The 15,772-nt window shown below is 57.2% G+C and carries 17 protein-coding genes and 1 pseudogene; 14 read left to right on the forward strand and 4 right to left on the reverse strand.

The window, feature by feature from the left end:
• A pseudogene (locus DL239_RS10465) lies at window positions 1-111 on the reverse strand (IS5/IS1182 family transposase); the annotation flags it as partial.
• A gap of 455 nt (window positions 112-566) precedes the next feature.
• Here DL239_RS10465 and DL239_RS10470 point away from each other — a divergent pair.
• Complete coding sequence (locus tag DL239_RS10470) at window positions 567-1,088, forward strand: hypothetical protein (protein ID WP_167684194.1); 522 nt, start codon at window positions 567-569, stop codon at window positions 1,086-1,088.
• Between the two features lie 88 nt (window positions 1,089-1,176).
• On the opposite strand, the gene fsa is transcribed toward DL239_RS10470, so the two are convergent.
• A complete protein-coding gene (gene fsa / locus DL239_RS10475; protein ID WP_167684007.1) occupies window positions 1,177-1,830 on the reverse strand; it encodes a fructose-6-phosphate aldolase in 654 nt (217 codons plus the stop codon).
• A 94-nt stretch (window positions 1,831-1,924) separates the two neighbouring features.
• Here fsa and DL239_RS10480 point away from each other — a divergent pair, with 94 nt between their 5' ends.
• From DL239_RS10480 to DL239_RS10495, 4 genes are all read left to right on the forward strand, one after another.
• Window positions 1,925-4,120: a primosomal protein N' gene (locus tag DL239_RS10480; RefSeq protein ID WP_167684009.1), complete on the forward strand. Its 2,196-nt coding sequence runs from the start codon at window positions 1,925-1,927 to the stop codon at window positions 4,118-4,120.
• Window positions 4,121-4,633: 513 nt separating this feature from the next.
• Complete coding sequence (locus DL239_RS10485; protein WP_167684012.1) at window positions 4,634-5,869, forward strand: MFS transporter; 1,236 nt, start codon at window positions 4,634-4,636, stop codon at window positions 5,867-5,869.
• A gap of 91 nt (window positions 5,870-5,960) precedes the next feature.
• A complete protein-coding gene (locus tag DL239_RS10490) occupies window positions 5,961-6,827 on the forward strand; it encodes a 50S ribosomal protein L11 methyltransferase (protein WP_167684014.1) in 867 nt (288 codons plus the stop codon).
• 108 nt (window positions 6,828-6,935) lie between these two features.
• Window positions 6,936-7,283, forward strand: coding sequence for a hypothetical protein (locus DL239_RS10495; protein WP_167684016.1), 348 nt, complete (start codon window positions 6,936-6,938; stop codon window positions 7,281-7,283).
• Between the two features lie 6 nt (window positions 7,284-7,289).
• Here DL239_RS10495 and DL239_RS10500 read toward each other — a convergent pair whose 3' ends face one another.
• Entirely contained in the window at window positions 7,290-7,748 is a 459-nt protein-coding gene (locus DL239_RS10500; RefSeq protein ID WP_167684018.1) for a GNAT family N-acetyltransferase, read from the reverse strand.
• A 173-nt stretch (window positions 7,749-7,921) separates the two neighbouring features.
• Complete coding sequence (locus tag DL239_RS10505) at window positions 7,922-8,140, reverse strand: DUF1127 domain-containing protein (RefSeq protein ID WP_167684020.1); 219 nt, start codon at window positions 8,138-8,140, stop codon at window positions 7,922-7,924.
• Between the two features lie 322 nt (window positions 8,141-8,462).
• Between DL239_RS10505 and ruvC the strand changes: the two genes are divergently transcribed.
• From ruvC to tolB, 9 genes are all read left to right on the forward strand, one after another.
• Entirely contained in the window at window positions 8,463-8,960 is a 498-nt protein-coding gene (gene ruvC / locus DL239_RS10510) for a crossover junction endodeoxyribonuclease RuvC (protein ID WP_167684022.1), read from the forward strand.
• Window positions 8,957-9,640, forward strand: a complete 684-nt coding sequence (gene ruvA / locus DL239_RS10515; protein ID WP_167684024.1) for a Holliday junction branch migration protein RuvA — start codon at window positions 8,957-8,959, stop codon at window positions 9,638-9,640. The genes ruvC and ruvA overlap by 4 nt, the downstream gene beginning before the upstream one ends.
• A gap of 174 nt (window positions 9,641-9,814) precedes the next feature.
• Window positions 9,815-10,834, forward strand: a complete 1,020-nt coding sequence (gene ruvB, locus DL239_RS10520) for a Holliday junction branch migration DNA helicase RuvB (protein WP_167684026.1) — start codon at window positions 9,815-9,817, stop codon at window positions 10,832-10,834.
• 109 nt (window positions 10,835-10,943) lie between these two features.
• Entirely contained in the window at window positions 10,944-11,567 is a 624-nt protein-coding gene (locus DL239_RS10525; RefSeq protein ID WP_167684028.1) for a hypothetical protein, read from the forward strand.
• Between the two features lie 60 nt (window positions 11,568-11,627).
• Window positions 11,628-12,008 (forward strand): tol-pal system-associated acyl-CoA thioesterase, encoded by a 381-nt coding sequence (ybgC, locus tag DL239_RS10530; RefSeq protein WP_167684030.1) that lies wholly within the window; start codon window positions 11,628-11,630, stop codon window positions 12,006-12,008.
• A gap of 105 nt (window positions 12,009-12,113) precedes the next feature.
• The gene (gene tolQ, locus DL239_RS10535; protein ID WP_167684032.1) at window positions 12,114-12,809 is read left to right on the forward strand and encodes a protein TolQ; all 696 of its coding nucleotides are present in this window, start codon (window positions 12,114-12,116) and stop codon (window positions 12,807-12,809) included.
• Between the two features lie 3 nt (window positions 12,810-12,812).
• Entirely contained in the window at window positions 12,813-13,295 is a 483-nt protein-coding gene (gene tolR, locus DL239_RS10540; protein ID WP_167684034.1) for a protein TolR, read from the forward strand.
• A gap of 12 nt (window positions 13,296-13,307) precedes the next feature.
• A complete protein-coding gene (gene tolA / locus DL239_RS10545; RefSeq protein WP_167684035.1) occupies window positions 13,308-14,426 on the forward strand; it encodes a cell envelope integrity protein TolA in 1,119 nt (372 codons plus the stop codon).
• Window positions 14,423-15,751, forward strand: coding sequence for a Tol-Pal system beta propeller repeat protein TolB (gene tolB, locus DL239_RS10550; RefSeq protein ID WP_167684037.1), 1,329 nt, complete (start codon window positions 14,423-14,425; stop codon window positions 15,749-15,751). The genes tolA and tolB overlap by 4 nt, the downstream gene beginning before the upstream one ends.
• Window positions 15,752-15,772 lie beyond the last annotated feature (21 nt).

Consider the following 15,772-nt stretch of genomic DNA (forward strand, 5'->3'; position numbering starts at 1 on the left):
CCATGCCATCTCTGCATCAAACCAGATCGACAGCGAACCGCGCTGTTTTAGGGCTAGGTTGTAGTCTGACCAGTTCCTGGTCTTGTAAGTCGTCGGTATCCACCTGCTCATGAACCCCAACTATCACGCTGGATTCATACAGTGAATCCCATCAACCGATTTGTGCAACAAAGCCGTTTCACTATATTAACTCATAAAAATACCGTTTGACGAAATGTAGCCCAGAACTCCTAATAAGCCCACAAGAGCACCAATCGAGCTTCTGCTGCGCAAAGCACCAAGCTCGGCATTGGGCCGCTCTGGCGACTTTGCATAGCAAACTTTCATTGCTCCAAAGGATTGGGGAGGTGCCAACTGTCCCTCCTTACTCGCAGATCTTCGTCGGTCTGCGGGTGATTGAATGGTGATTTGATTGCGGCTGATGGGGCTGTGATCACATCGCACCCAATATCGAAACTGTGATCTGACCTCAAAACCCCAAATCCGGGAACAGAAATAACCCATCGCAACACTATCATTCCCCGCGGTATAGCGTATGGGACGTGGGGCCTTTAGGAGAATGAATGATGAGTGCCTCACAGAGTATACTTGAATTGGTTGCGGCGGCGCAGGCCACGGCAAAGACGTCTGAAGATTGCATTTCAGAAATCACGAAGCTAATGGGTGGGCAGGCTGGCTCTGACGCTCAAGTTGAAGAGCTTCGCGCTGCGACGGTGGCACTGGAACTGGCCGCAATTGATATCTTCTCCCTTTTCGAAGCCCGGATGCAGCACCATTTCAGGCGCGGCCCGTTCTCGCGCAAATTAAAGGCATTGCTGGTAGAGGCCGGCCAGGCTGATCTCGCCGATCGGGTCCACCAATCATATCTTGCGATCAATGTGTTGAAGCATGGAACCGGCGCGAGTTATCGGGAGATGCTCCAGCTTCCAAAGCCGCTTTTTGTTGTGAAACCATCCAAAGTTATCGCCGACGATGACACGCAGGCACCATCAGCACTGGTTGATGTTACTGCGCCGGGCTTTTTTGATGGGCTGACGACGACGATTCTTGACGCGTATCACTTCCTTGAAAACAGACAGATTTCTTAGCTTTTAACCAGCGCACAATAGCCCTGTTTTCCAATAAAAAAGGGAGGCGCTGTTTAGCACCTCCCTGCATCGTAATTCACGCTAAAGCTTACAGAATCTTGATGTCAGCCGCCTTGATATCAGCCAAAAACTGCGCCAAGCCTTTGTCGGTCAGCGGGTGGTTGATCAGCGATTTGATCACGCCGGGAGGGGCCGTGATCACGTCAGCACCCAGACGGGCAGAATCCAGCACGTGGTTCACAGTTCGGATCGAGGCGGCCAGGATTTCTGTCTCAAACCCAAAGTTGTCATAGATGGTGCGGATGTCTTCGATCAGCTCCATGCCGTCCAGGTTGATGTCATCCAGACGACCGATGAACGGCGAGATGAAGGTGGCGCCAGCTTTGGCTGCCAGCAGCGCCTGGTTGGCCGAGAAGCACAGGGTGACGTTGACCATGTGACCGTCGTCGGTCAGGGTTTTACAGGCTTTCAGGCCATCCCATGTCAGTGGCACCTTCACAGCGATGTTTTCAGCGATCTCTACCAGTTTGCGGCCTTCGGCGATCATGGTCTCGGCGTCTACGGCAGTCACCTCAGCCGATACAGGACCGTCGACCAGATCACAGATTTCCTTGGTGACTTCGATGATGTCACGGCCGGATTTCTTGATCAGCGAGGGGTTGGTGGTCACACCGTCAACCATGCCCAGATCGTTCAGCTCGGCAATGGCATCGATTTCGGCGGTATCTACGAAAAACTTCATTTGAAGGATCCTTTGGATGGGTTGGCCTTTGTTTGCGCTAGCCTTTAACGCAATAGCGAGGCATTAAAAACCCCTGAGGATGAAAGGCAGTGGCGTGAGTGAACAGGAGTTTTTCCACGAAGGCGAGCGGGTCGGGGTTTTGACCGCGCAACCGCTTGATCGGGTTCTGGATTACCGCGCCCCCGAGGGTGGTTGTTTTCTTGGTGCCTATGTCGAGGTGCCGCTGGGCCCGCGCAAGGTTCTGGGCGTTGTCTGGGGGCCGGGGCAGGGTGACTTTGATTCGGCCAAGCTGCGCGCGGTGAACCGGGTATTGGATGTCGCGCCGATGCGGCAAGAGATGCGCCAGTTCCTAAGCCGGGCGGCGGATTACACCCTGACACCGATGTCGATGATGCTACGTCTGGCCACCCGCGCGCCGGGATTGTCTGATCCGGTGTCGATGCGCAAGGTGCTGCGACGTGGCACTGGCGAACCAGACCGCATGACCGATGCCCGCACCCGCGTTCTGTCTGCGATCGAGGAATACGGCGGGCTGGCCTTTACGCCCAAAGAATTGTCGGACCTTGCCGGGGTGACGCCCTCGGTTGTCAAGGGGCTAGTGAAACAGGGCGCCCTGCGCGAGGAAGAAGCGCCGCGTGATCTGCCCTATCCGCATCTGGACCCGGAACTGCCGGGTAAGACCCTGACGGATGATCAGGCTGCTGCGGCGACTGCCTTGGACGAGGCTGTGCAAAGCGGAGCCTATGGAACTACCCTGCTAAAAGGGGTTACCGGGTCGGGCAAGACAGAGGTTTACCTAGAGGCGGTAGCCGCCTGCCTGCGCGCCGGGCGGCAGGCGCTGGTACTACTGCCTGAAATTGCGCTGACGGCGGAGTTCTTGAAACGGGTTGAGGTACGATTTGGCGCCACTCCAGCCGAATGGCATTCGGGTGTGACCATGACCGAACGTCGCCGGGTTTGGCGGATGGTGGGGCAGGGCAATGCGCAACTGGTGATCGGCGCGCGCTCATCCTTGTTTCTGCCGTTTCAGAACCTTGGCCTGATCATCGTCGATGAAGAACACGATACCTCGTACAAACAGGAAGAGGGCGTGCTGTACAATGCCCGCGACATGACAGTGCTGCGCGCCGCTATGTGTTCGGCGCAGGTGGTGCTGGCCTCGGCCACGCCAAGTTTGGAAAGCTGGACCAATGCTGAGGCAGGCAAATACAAACGTCTGGACCTGACGGCGCGCTTTGGTGCTGCTGTGCTGCCTGAGATGAAGGCGATTGACATGCGGGTCGAGAAACTGCCTGCCTCGACCTGGATATCACCCACTCTGCGCCGCGCCATGGAAAAACGGATCGAGAATGGCGAGCAATCACTGTTGTTCCTAAACCGACGCGGCTTTGCTCCGGTGACGATCTGCCGGGCCTGCGGTGAGCAGGTGGCCTGTGATCACTGTGATGCGCGCATGGTAGAACACCGCTTCCAGAACCGGCTAATGTGCCACCAGTGTGGCGAAACCAAACCACTGCCGACGGTTTGTCCGTCCTGTGAGGTTGAGGGCAAGATGGCGCCGGTTGGCCCCGGTATTGAACGTCTGGGAGAGGAAGCCGCGACTCTGTTCCCCGATGCGCGCATTGCGGTGCTCAGTTCGGATCTGTTCGGATCCGCCCGCGCTCTGAAAGAGCGGATTGAGCAGATCGCGGCGGGCGAGGCCGACATCATTCTGGGCACCCAACTGGTGGCCAAGGGGCACAACTTTCCACTGTTGACTCTGGTCGGCGTGATCGATGCCGATCTGGGCCTGCAAGGGTCTGACCTACGTGCGGCAGAACGCACGTTCCAGCTGATGCGACAGGTAGCCGGTCGCGCTGGGCGGGCCGAGAAGCCGGGCGAGGCGCTGTTGCAGAGTTTCCAGCCGGAACACCCGGTTATTCGCGCCATTCTGTCAGGGGACGAGGAAGGGTTCTGGAAGGCCGAAGCGGCTGAACGGCAAGCTGCCGGTGTGCCGCCCTATGGACGTATGGCGGGGATAATCTTGTCCGGGCCAGACCTGCCGGCGGTGTTTGATTTGGGCAACGCCTTGGCCCGCAATGATGGTCCGCTCCGTGCGATTGGGGCGCAGGTCTATGGCCCAGCCCCAGCGCCGATTGCGCGGATCCGCGGCCGCCACCGTGTGCGCCTGCTGGTCAAGGCAGCCAAGGGTGTTCCCTTGCAAGATGCCATCGCCCGTTGGATCGCGCCCTGTCGATTGAAGGGTGATCTAAGATTGAATGTGGATATCGACCCGCAGAACTTTTTCTAACGAGTTTTCTTGTGACCGTTGGAATTTGAGTATTTCTAGCAAAAAGAAGCAAAGGTGGATGAGATGCTGCCAATGTTTCTTTTTGCCGAAAATACTCATATGTGCGGCCTAACAAGGTCGACCAACGTATCAATCAGAGCGTTGCGCAGGCAGCGCGCGGTCAGTTTATTTGAGGTTTCCACTTTCGTGTAAGAATGCCGGTCAATCGCGATTACTGCTGGGACTGACACCCCCGGCACTTGGAACAGGGTCCCGATACGATAGGGGCGCGCAGAGACAACGTTTAGCACGCGGGGTTTGATCCCCGTCCGCATCCGCTTTGGCGGTACCGCCTCTCATTACTCATATTGGTTCTTGTAACCGACAGACATCACCAACTGCACGATCACAACCCAGCAAGGCAGCGTCTTGGTGGTGCATCTGTAAGCGCGGCGACTCTGCGTAGATGCAGGGCTGATGTGCATGGGCGTCTTTGCTCTACCCACCTGAGTGTTTCAGGCGTATGAGCGGGGTATGTTCAAACAATTCCCTCTCTCCGCCTCATCTGATCTGCCGCTTTGGCGCCGTCCGGTGACCTTGTTGTTCCTGATGTCAGCTGCCATGCCGATCGCGTTTTTCTCGTGGTACGCCTTGCTGAATAACTTTGTCATCGAGGTGGCCGGGTTTGATGGCTCGGACATCGGGTTGCTGCATACCGTGCGTGAAATCCCCGGATTTATGGCGATTGGCGTGATCGCCATCATCCTGTTTGTCCGTGAACAAGTGCTGGGTATGGTGTCACTGGTGCTGCTGGGTGTTGCGACAGCCTTTACGGCCTGGTTTCCCAGCCTGAATGGCATTTTGATGCTGACCTTTCTCAGTTCACTTGGGTTTCACTACTACGAGACGGTGAACCAGTCGCTGCAGTTGCAATGGCTGCCGAAAGACAAGGCACCGCAGGTGCTGGGTTGGTTGTTGGGCATGGGATCGGCTACTACGTTGCTGGTCTTTGTGTTGATCATGTTGATGTGGGAGACCCTGAATCTCAGCTACAATATTGTGTTCATGGTGGGCGGGTTCACCACTGTCGGATTGGCGTTGTTTGCTCTGCTTGCCTATCCGCAGTTTGAATCCCCGCATCCGCAAAACAAGACCATGGTGCTGCGCAAACGGTATTGGCTGTACTATGCGCTGCAGTTCATGGCTGGCGCGCGGCGGCAGATTTTCATGGTCTTTGCGGGTTTCATGATGGTCGAACGGTTTGGCTTTGACGTGCACGAGCTGACAGGGCTGTATCTGGTCAACCTGGTGGTCAAAATGCTGGTCGCGCCATTCCTGGGCAAAGCAGTGGGCCACTTTGGTGAACGTCGCACCCTGATCTGGGAATATGTCGGCCTGACACTGGTGTTTATGGCTTATGGTGGCATCTACTGGTTTGGGTGGGGGGTGCTGTTTGCCTCGGTTCTATACGTGGTGGATAATATTCTGTTTGGTCTGGCTCTGGCGTTGAAAACCTATTTCCAAAAGATCGCGGACCCGGCTGATATCGCGCCAACAGCGGCGGTTGCCTTTACCATCAACCACATCGCAGCGGTATTCCTGCCAGTGTTGCTGGGGCTGTTGTGGCTGGTGTCGCCTGCTGCGGTGTTTGGTCTGGCCTCGCTGATGGCGCTGACTTCCCTGGGCTTGTCACTGCTGATCCCGCGCCATCCTGAGCCGGGGAATGAGACAGTGTTCAGCAAATACCGGATGCCTGCTCCGGCGGAGTAAGGAAATCAGAGAGGGCTGCGTATGCGGCCCTTTCTCTTGACCTATCGGCCCAGCCAGCCTAGGCGCATCTGATCAGTTTCAGGAGATCGTGATGCCCACCTTTACCGCCCTTACCACCCTATCCGGAAAAGCTGCCGCCGAGGCGCTGGGCGAAGCCATGGAAAACCTGGTGCCGGAACCCACTGGTGTTGGCATTCTGGACCTCGAGGACGACTCGGGTCTGTGGGAGGTTGGTGGCTATTTCACCGAGGCCCCGGACGAGGCTGGATTGGCGCTACTGGCAGCGATGCATGGGTCAAAACCATTTGCCGTGTCTGAACTGCCTGATACCGATTGGGTGGCGCATGTCCGGCGCGAATTGGCCCCGGTCGAGGCGGGACGGTTCTTTGTCTACGGCAGTCACGACGCTGACAAACTCCCTGCGGATAAAATCCCGTTGCTGATCGAGGCGGCAATGGCCTTTGGCACTGGCCACCACGGCACCACTTTGGGCTGCCTGAAGGCGCTTGATCATCTGATCGGTGAAGGCTTCGAAGCAGGCAAAGTCGCTGACATCGGTTGTGGTACGGCCGTACTGGCCATGGCGGCTGCACGCGTCTGGGATGGTACCATTCTGGCCAGTGACATCGACCAGGTGGCGGTGGACGTGGCCGAGGCCAATCTGGCCGCCAATGGTATGGCTGGCCGGGTTGGTTGTGTCGAAGCTGCAGGCTTTGATCATGACGATCTGCAAGCCACGGCGCCTTATGATCTGATTTTCGCCAATATCCTGAAAGGCCCACTGGTGGCGCTGGCGCCTGAGATGGCCGAGAATCTGCGTCCTGGTGGTTATGCTATTTTGTCGGGCATTCTAAACGAACAAGCCGAAAATGTGGCAGAAGTTTATGCACGAAATGGCATCAATCAAGTGCGTCGGGATGAGATTGGTGACTGGACCACTCTGTTGCTCCAGAAATAGGGTGGAATATGGCGGGCTTTTGACACAATTTGAGGGTCCGCCTTAGATTTGCCACATTTCTGACGCAAGCTGCCTTATCCGCTGGTGGGGGCCAGTTCGGGGTCTGTCATGAGTGAAGAACACCAACAGTTTTTGTCACGTGTAAGTCGGCTTGAGAACAAGCACGAGGCTATGCACAATGGGTATTCGGCCCGGATACGGTCCGATGGTTTGATTGTTGTCGGACCTAAGCGAAAGATTGAATCGCGTATTTCTCCGCGATCGGTTGTTCTGTTCCTTGCAGCGTTCATTCTATTCAAGGGGTTCCTGATCGCTTCAATTGGGTTGGACGGCTATCAGGGCAGGCTGTCAAAGCTACAGGCTGGATCTGTTTTTGAGCAGGGTGGAGCGTGGATCATGTTTGTTGATCCGTTGTCACTGTGGACAGCTACTCAAATCGGTCCCATTCTTCGTTGACCAGCGCTACCCCGTCTGTGTGCTTGAGGGTACTACAGGTGGGGCCGTTAGCGCCCGAAGGTCCAGGTGGGCCTTAACATAGGCAATGTCGGATTTATAAAAGACATCATCTGATACCACAAAACCCAGCTTTTCATAAAACCCGCAGGCGCTTTGCCGGGCGTCGCACCACAGCTGGTGCAGCCCGTCACGTTTCATGGCCTGCGCGCCATGCAGTACCAATTTTGATCCGATCCCTGCTGTTCTGTAGTCCGGGGCGACAGCCAGTTTGCGCAGCCGGACCTTGGGCGCGGCTGGATAGAACGACCCGACACCAATCAGTGTTTCTTTGACGAAGGCCCCGACATGCAAGGCTGCATCGTCACCCGGCACCATGACGTGTTCTATCGGTTTGTCAGGCCACAGCATGGCTTGGCGAAAGCCGAGTGTTTCATGGGCAGGCAATAAGCTGAAAGTGACGGACATGCAGGACTTCCCAGAAAGATCTCTGCGGCAGCTATCATACACCTGACAGACCTGACAGTGCGACGGCTGGCCATGTTGGGGAAGACATGATCCGAAAACAAAAAACGCCGCAGCGCTGGTGGCGTGCGGCGTTTTGATGTCTGCCCCGAGGGAGGAGGCGAAGCAGATGGGTTTTATCGTAGTGTTCTGCCAGTGGCGATGACTTCGATGTCACCGCGGCACAGGCCGATATCTGTCAGCTCGCGGTCGCTGAGCGCAGACAGGGAGTTGCGTGTCACGCGTGCGTTGTTCCAGCGGGAAAACGAGGTCGCAATTGTAGAAGCAGTTGCGCCGATACGGCCGGTCAGGCCAGTTGCGCCATAGGTGGTGCTGGTGGTGTCGAAAGCAGCCATATCTTTTCCTTTGATTGGAGTTGCTGAAGGTCGTTTGATCAGATGAACGGCATTTAGGGATGCGAACTGCTCTGAGCAAGGTGGGAAAACGCAACTGTCATATGCGCGGATTGCATAGCTAATCGCTATATAAACAAGGGTGATGAGTGGCCTGCGACAGGTTGTCCAAAAATGTCGTTTTCACCCCCGAGGAGGGTCGTTTCTGGCCCTTGGTTTCACCGTTTTGGTAACGTTGCATTAACGGAAAGGGTTTGGACATGTTCGCGGTTTGTGCTAATTGGACGAAAGAAATTTCAATTGATGGGCAAGGGCCGGGCGAAACATGCGGATTTTGGGAATTGATCCGGGGTTGCGGAACCTTGGATGGGGCGTGATCGAATCACATGGTTCAAAGCTGAGCCACGTTGCCAATGGGGTTTGCCATTCGGACGGAGACGATCTGGGCGAGCGTCTGCTGTCGCTGCACAATCAAGTGACCGAGGTGATCGAGGCCCATGCACCGGATCAAGCGGCGATTGAACAGACCTTTGTCAACAAAGATGGTGCCGGGACACTAAAGCTGGGACAGGCGCGCGGGGTTGCCCTGTTGACGCTGGCCAAGGCTGGATTGCCGGTGGGGGAGTATGCGCCAAACCGAGTGAAAAAGACGGTTGTAGGTGTGGGGCACGCGGACAAGACACAGGTGATGCACATGGTGAAACTACAGTTGCCCGGCTGTAACCCCGAAAACGCCGATGCGGCAGATGCGCTGGCTATTGCGATCTGTCATGCGTTCTATCGCGGCACTGCCGACCGGCAACTGCGCGAGGTGCGGGCATGATTGGAAAACTGACCGGGCGGCTGGACTACCGCGCCGAGGATCATGTGCTGATTGATGTGCGCGGCGTTGGCTATATCGTCTATTGTTCCAGCCGCACCATGATGGCGCTGCCCGGCGTGGGCGAGGCTATCTCACTCTATACCTCGATGCTGGTGCGTGAAGACCTGTTGCAACTGTTTGGTTTTACCACGCTGGTTGAAAAGGAATGGCACCACCTGCTGACCTCAGTTCAGGGGGTTGGGGCCAAGGCATCGCTGGCGATCCTGGGCACTTTGGGTCCTGATGCGGTTGGCCGTGCAATTGCTTTGGGTGACTGGGCGAGTGTTAAAGCGGCAAAGGGTGTTGGTCCCAAGATCGCACAGCGTATTGTGCTGGACCTGAAGGACAAGGCACCAGGGGTGATGGCGATGGGCGGCACTATTTCCGAGGCCATGGACGGGCCTGATTTGGAAGTGGTTGAGAGTGTGGAAGCCGCACCCAAGCCCAAGTCTAAAAAGAAATCTTCTAAACCCAATACGGATGCCGCAGCGCAGGCAGGGGCTTTGTCGGCGTTGTCCAATCTCGGCTACAGCCCCAGTGATGCGGCCGCTGCCGTAGCTGAGGCCGCCGGGAAAGAGGCTGGTCTGGGTGAGGCGGGTTTGATCAGAGCGGCGCTGAAGCTGTTGGCGCCAAAGGGGTAGCGGATATGGCTTATCGTGACTGTTCTTGTCTAGCCCGGTGGAACACCGGGCAGCGCCCAACCGCCCCCATGGGCGGGCGCTTTGCTTCCGCCCGCGGTCTGGCTCTGCCCTCAGCGACTTGTAGCAGCCTCCATCGAAAAACTGTGCGAATGCCGCCAAAAGCTGGACACCAAAATGATTGACGCCGACCCAAACCTGCGCCCCGAGCCGCAGCCCGAGGATAACGACCGCGCCTTGCGGCCACAGGGTTTGGGCGAATTTATCGGTCAGGCCGAGGCCCGCGCCAACCTGCGGGTGTTTATCCAGTCGGCCCGCCAACGGGACGAGGCGATGGATCACACGCTGTTCCATGGGCCTCCGGGATTGGGGAAAACCACCTTGGCGCAGATCATCGCACGTGAGTTAGGGGTGAATTTCCGCATGACCAGTGGGCCGGTGCTGGCCAAGGCCGGTGATCTGGCGGCGATCCTGACCAACCTTGAAGCACGCGATGTGTTGTTCATCGACGAAATCCACCGACTAAACCCAGTGGTCGAGGAAATCCTTTATCCGGCGATGGAGGATTTTGAGCTGGACTTGGTGATCGGTGAGGGGCCAGCTGCGCGCACCGTGCGGATTGAATTGCAGCCTTTTACTCTGGTGGGGGCGACCACCCGAATGGGGCTGTTGACTACCCCACTGCGGGACCGGTTTGGCATCCCCACACGATTGCAGTTTTATACCGTGGACGAGCTGCACGAGATCGTCAGCTGCAACGCGCGTAAATTGGGGGTGCCCGCCGACGAACAGGGCGCGCGGGAAATTGCTCGTCGTGCGCGGGGTACGCCGCGGATTGCCGGGCGTCTGCTGCGCCGCGTGGTGGACTTTGCTGTGGTCGAAGGCGACGGAAAAATCACCCGCGAATTGGCCGATAATTCGCTTACCCGGCTGGGAGTGGACCACCTAGGTTTGGACGGGGCTGACCGGCGGTATCTAAAGCTGATTGCCGAGAATTATGGTGGTGGGCCAGTTGGGATTGAAACCATGTCGGCGGCCTTGTCAGAAAGCCGTGATTCACTGGAAGATGTGATCGAACCTTATTTATTGCAGCAGGGGCTGATCCAACGGACGCCGCGCGGAAGGATGCTGGCGCAAAAGGCCTGGACCCATTTGGGGCTGGATGCCCCCAGAACTGCGGATGATTTGTTTGGTTGAAGCTGCGGGAGCCTCCGGTGGGAGTATTTTAGGCAACGAGAAACTACGGGTCTTGTTTGTGTCGGTATCGCGCGGCATAGAGCGCAAAGCTTGGAATGAGGATGCTTAGATGACTCCGGAACAGATTGAACAGCTTTTCACGCGCAATGACGGGTCATATGCCTTTGCCCGCTGGGGGCGGCCAATTGTGCCGATTGTTTTTGGGGTCGAAGATGAAACGCTGAAGGTAGTCAAAGGCGCGGTTGAGGCGGTGGCGACACTGGCAGGTGCCCAGATGGATGAGCTGGATGGTGAATTGGGCGCCAACCTGATGTTCTTTTTCTTCCGCGACTGGGATGAGCTGTTGGCGGTTCCCGATCTGGGGCGGTTGATCCCGGACCTAGAGCCATTGGTGGCGCGGCTGAAGGCGGCAGACGCCAGTCAGTATCGCGCGTTCCGCTTTGATGATCAGGCGGCCATTCAGGCGGCATTTGTATTTTTGCGGATGACTGGTGAAATGGCAGAGGTTCCGGCTGAGACATTGGCGCTAGCGCAATCGGTGCAGGTGATATTGATGTGGGGCGATCGGGCCTTTGCTGAAACGTCTCCGTTGGCTGTGTTGCCTGAAACTGGTGCGACCATTCTGCGGCCTGAAATTGCAGGGGTGATCGCTGCGGCCTATGATCGGATGATGCCGCCGTCAGCGGAGGATAAATCCCATGCCTTGCGCTTGTTTGCGCGGTTGCAGGGGTAGGGGCTGGACAAAATGCGCCCGAGGACTTTTCTTGGGCCGGTCAGCCAGCTGGAGTCACGCATGCATAAATTTCCGATCCGGGTCTATTATGAAGACACTGACATGGGCGGGGTTGTCTATTACGCCAATTACCTGCGGTTCATCGAACGGGCGCGCAGTGACTGGGTGCGCAAGCTGGGCAATGACCAGAATGCCATGCGCGATGATGGCTTGATCTGGGTGGTACAGCGGGTCGAGGCGGATTACCGAACCCCGGCGCGGTTTGATGATGAGTTGATGGTTGAGACTGAGGTAGCCAAGGTCAGCCCGGCGCGGCTGGTTATGGAGCAGCGGGTGATGCGCGGAGAAGTTGAGATTTTCCAGGCGAAAGTTACCGTTGCCTGTGTCACGGCCGAAGGTAAACCGCAGCGGCTTCCGGCAGAGATCCGCGCATTATCGTAAGAATTTGGCCTCTAACGCCTGTTTGATTGGATTTTCTCACAGGTCTAGGCTAAATTCCGTCCGGATAAGGTCAGAAAACTGGCCACAAATATAGCGAGCAGGCTAATGGAAGCAGAAACTCTGGCGATGGCGCAGGAGATTGATTTCTCCATGTGGGGACTTTTCGCGCGGGCAACTCTCACTGTAAAACTGGTGATGTTGATGCTTGTGGGGGCCTCGATATGGTCGTGGGCGATCATCATTCAAAAACATATCACCTATAAACTGGCGCGCGGTGGCGCGGATGAGTTTGATCAGGCGTTCTGGTCGGGTGAGCCATTGGATGGTCTGTTTGAACAGATTGGTCCACAACCCGAGGGTGCGTCGCAGAAGATATTTGCTGCCGGTATGACCGAATGGCGTCGCAGTCATCGCACCGATGGTGGCTTGATTGCTGGCGCGCAGGCGCGGATTGACCGGTCGATGGATGTGGCGATCGCCAAGGAAACCGAGAGCCTGCAAAAGGGCTTGCCAGTACTGGCGACAGTCGGCTCAACTGCCCCGTTTATTGGCCTGTTCGGGACTGTCTGGGGCATTATGACGGCCTTTATCGAAATTGCAGAACAGCAGAACAGTAACTTGGCTGTGGTTGCTCCGGGCATTGCCGAGGCGCTGATGGCGACGGGTCTAGGCCTGTTAGCTGCGATTCCGGCGGTGGTGTTTTATAACAAATTAAGTGCCGACAGCGATCGCATTATCGGTGGCTATGAGGCTTTTGCTGACGAGTTCGCCACGATCCTTAGCCGCCAGCTGGACTCCTGAGCGATGGGCGCCGCGGTACAGCAATCCTCGGACGGTGGACGCCGCCGGGGCCGTCGTCGGGGCCGTTCGCGCCCTATGGCCGAAATCAACGTGACGCCGTTTGTCGATGTAATGCTGGTGCTGTTGATCATCTTTATGGTGGCGGCACCACTGATGACGGTTGGGGTTCCGGTGGAACTACCCAAGACCGCGGCCAGCGCCTTGCCCGGTGATCAGGAAGAGCCGCTGTCGGTGACGCTGACACTTGATGGCGAGGTGCAGATCATGACCACCTCAGTTCCCCGCGAAGAACTGGTGCCCAAATTGCGGGCGATTGCAGCTGAACGGACATCTGACCGAGTATTTCTGCGCGCAGATGGCGGGCTCCCTTATGAGCAGGTGATGAAGGTCATGGGCGCGCTGAATGCTGGTGGGTTCTCGAACGTTGGGCTCGTCACTGACATTGGTGGGCCCGAACTGGACGATCCGGCCTCGGCCGGGCAATAGCGGAGCGGCAGGTTGCAGGTCGGAACCAAAATATCTCTGGCGGCCCATGCCGGGCTGATGGGATGGGTGGTGTTTGGTGCCTGGTTCCCGTCAGAGCCGTTGCCGTTTCAGGTGCAAGAGGTCACGATGATCAGCTCGGCTGAGTTCGCATTGCTTAGTCAGCAGCACCAAGCGCCTGAGATCGCAGAAGAACCAGCTGCTTTGCCTGTTCCGGAGGAGGAGCCACCAGCGCCAGCGGTGGAGCCGCAAGTGGATCCAGAACCCGAAATCGTAGAGCCGGAGCCGATTGAGCCCCCTGCGCCTGATCCTGAAGTTACAGAGCGGCCAGAGCCGGAGCCTGCGCCGCTGCCGGTTCCGCCTGCGCCCGAAGCGCCGACACTTCCCGACCTAACACCCGACTTACCGCAGGTGGTTGAACCACAGGTAGCGCAGCCTGCTGACAGGGTTGCCCCGACGCCGATCGCGCCGCCTGCGCCGGACACAACTATCGACGAAGTTGTCCAGCCTGAAATCGCGCCGGATGAAGGCGCTGAGACAGAGCAGGAAGTGCAAGAAGCAACGGCGCCGGAAGCCGCCAGTGACCGCATCGTGACCGAGGCCGAAGAGCAGGATGATCCTGTCACTGCGGCGCCAACCCAATCGTTGCGGCCCAAAACACGACCCAGACGGCCGACGCCTCCGGTGGAGACCGCAACACCTATTGAGCCAGTTGAACAACCCGTCGAGGAAACCAATGATGCAGTTGCGGATGCGGTGGCCGAGGCGATTGCTGGTGGCGCGGATGTAATCGCGCCGGAACCTTCGGGGCCGCCACTCACCTCTGGCGAAAAGGACGCTCTGCGCGTCTCGGTGTCGAACTGCTGGAATGTCGGCTCACTGTCGACCGAGGCTTTGGGCACTACAGTTGTCGTGGGGGTTTCGCTAAGCCAAGACGGTAAACCGGATGCCGGGACAATCAGAATGCTGTCCAGTACTGGTGGATCGAGCACAGCGGCGAAACAAGCATTTGAGGCTGCGCGGCGGGCTATCATTCGCTGCGGGGCAAAGGGGTTCCAACTTCCCCCTGAAAAATATGGCCAATGGCGTGATATTGAAATGACATTCAATCCAGAAAGGATGCGGATCAAATGAGGACTTTTTTGACAGGCGTTCTGTTGGCGGCAGCTTTGTTGGCCCCGGCGACTGCTGTGGTGGCACAAAACGGTCCGCTGCGGATTGAAATTACCGACGGTGTAATCGAACCGCTTCCCTATGCAGTGCCCAGTTTCATTGCCGATACAGCGTCCGCCAGCGAGTTGTCGACGCAGATCGCGCGGGTGATTGCTTCGGATCTGAGTGGCACAGGGTTGTTCCGCGAGATCCCTGCCTCGGCGCATATCTCTAAGGTCACTGATTTTGATGCGCAGGTGCAGTATGCGGATTGGAAAGCCGTCAACGCACAGGCGCTGATTACCGGGGCTGTCAGCGTTAATGGCAACCGGTTGACGGTGCGGTTCCGTGGCTATGATGTGTTTGCTGATAAAGAGCTGGATGGCGGCGGGTTGCAGTTTACCGGCACCACCGACGGTTGGCGGCGCATGGCCCATAAAGTGGCGGATACCATCTACAGCCGGATCACCGGCGAAGGCGGGTATTTCGATAGCCGGGTGGTTTATGTCTCTGAAAATGGTCCCAAGAATGACCGCCGCAAGCGATTGGCGATTATGGATTACGACGGCGCCAATGTGCAGTTTCTGACCAATAGTGCGTCGATTGTTCTGGCGCCACGGTTCTCGCCCACTGGCGATCGTGTGCTCTACACCAGTTACGAGAGCGGCTTTCCGCAGATCCATGTGATGGACATTGGCAAGGTCCAGCGCCGGGTGTTGTCTACTGATGATGGCATCATGAGCTTTGCACCTAGGTTCTCGCCAGATGGGCGCACGGTTGTGTTTTCCCAGTCGCAGGGTGGTAACACCGATCTTTTCACCATGGATATCAACAGCGGCAAGCTGACCCGGCTGACCAGTGCGCCGTCGATTGAAACTGCGCCGTCGTTTTCACCGGATGGCAGCCAGATTGTGTTTGAAAGCGATCGTTCAGGCAGTCAGCAGTTATATGTGATGGCTGTAACCGGTGGCGAAGCACGACGGATCAGTCATGGCAAAGGGCGTTATGGAACGCCAGTTTGGTCACCGCGTGGGGATCTGCTGGCGTTCACCAAGCAAAACAAGGGTCGGTTCCACATTGGTGTGATGCGCACCGATGGCAGCGAAGAACGGCTGCTGACGGCTTCGTTCCTGGATGAGGGGCCGACCTGGTCGCCAAATGGCCGGGTCATCATGTTCACCCGTGAAACCCAAGGTGCCAATGGTCGGTCCTTACTGTACTCGGTGGACATCTCTGGCCGTAACCTAAAACCGGTGCGGACCCCGGATGGTGGGTCGGATCCGGCCTGGTCGCCATTGCAGAATTAAGAAGAAAATCATCCCCATAGC

It is taken from the genome of Parasedimentitalea denitrificans (genome assembly GCF_011813015.1).
In the GTDB taxonomy this organism is placed as follows: Bacteria; Pseudomonadota; Alphaproteobacteria; order Rhodobacterales; family Rhodobacteraceae; genus Parasedimentitalea; species Parasedimentitalea denitrificans.

Coding starts and splice junctions, on each gene's coding strand:
- DL239_RS10470 (WP_167684194.1), top strand. CDS start 567: ATGAGTGCCTCACAGAGTATACTTGAATTGGTTGCGGCGGCGCAGGCC.
- fsa (WP_167684007.1), bottom strand. CDS start 1,830: ATGAAGTTTTTCGTAGATACCGCCGAAATCGATGCCATTGCCGAGCTG.
- DL239_RS10485 (WP_167684012.1), top strand. CDS start 4,634: ATGTTCAAACAATTCCCTCTCTCCGCCTCATCTGATCTGCCGCTTTGG.
- DL239_RS10490 (WP_167684014.1), top strand. CDS start 5,961: ATGCCCACCTTTACCGCCCTTACCACCCTATCCGGAAAAGCTGCCGCC.
- DL239_RS10495 (WP_167684016.1), top strand. CDS start 6,936: ATGAGTGAAGAACACCAACAGTTTTTGTCACGTGTAAGTCGGCTTGAG.
- DL239_RS10500 (WP_167684018.1), bottom strand. CDS start 7,748: ATGTCCGTCACTTTCAGCTTATTGCCTGCCCATGAAACACTCGGCTTT.
- DL239_RS10505 (WP_167684020.1), bottom strand. CDS start 8,140: ATGGCTGCTTTCGACACCACCAGCACCACCTATGGCGCAACTGGCCTG.
- ruvC (WP_167684022.1), top strand. CDS start 8,463: ATGCGGATTTTGGGAATTGATCCGGGGTTGCGGAACCTTGGATGGGGC.
- ruvA (WP_167684024.1), top strand. CDS start 8,957: ATGATTGGAAAACTGACCGGGCGGCTGGACTACCGCGCCGAGGATCAT.
- ruvB (WP_167684026.1), top strand. CDS start 9,815: ATGATTGACGCCGACCCAAACCTGCGCCCCGAGCCGCAGCCCGAGGAT.
- DL239_RS10525 (WP_167684028.1), top strand. CDS start 10,944: ATGACTCCGGAACAGATTGAACAGCTTTTCACGCGCAATGACGGGTCA.
- ybgC (WP_167684030.1), top strand. CDS start 11,628: ATGCATAAATTTCCGATCCGGGTCTATTATGAAGACACTGACATGGGC.
- tolQ (WP_167684032.1), top strand. CDS start 12,114: ATGGAAGCAGAAACTCTGGCGATGGCGCAGGAGATTGATTTCTCCATG.
- tolR (WP_167684034.1), top strand. CDS start 12,813: ATGGGCGCCGCGGTACAGCAATCCTCGGACGGTGGACGCCGCCGGGGC.
- tolB (WP_167684037.1), top strand. CDS start 14,423: ATGAGGACTTTTTTGACAGGCGTTCTGTTGGCGGCAGCTTTGTTGGCC.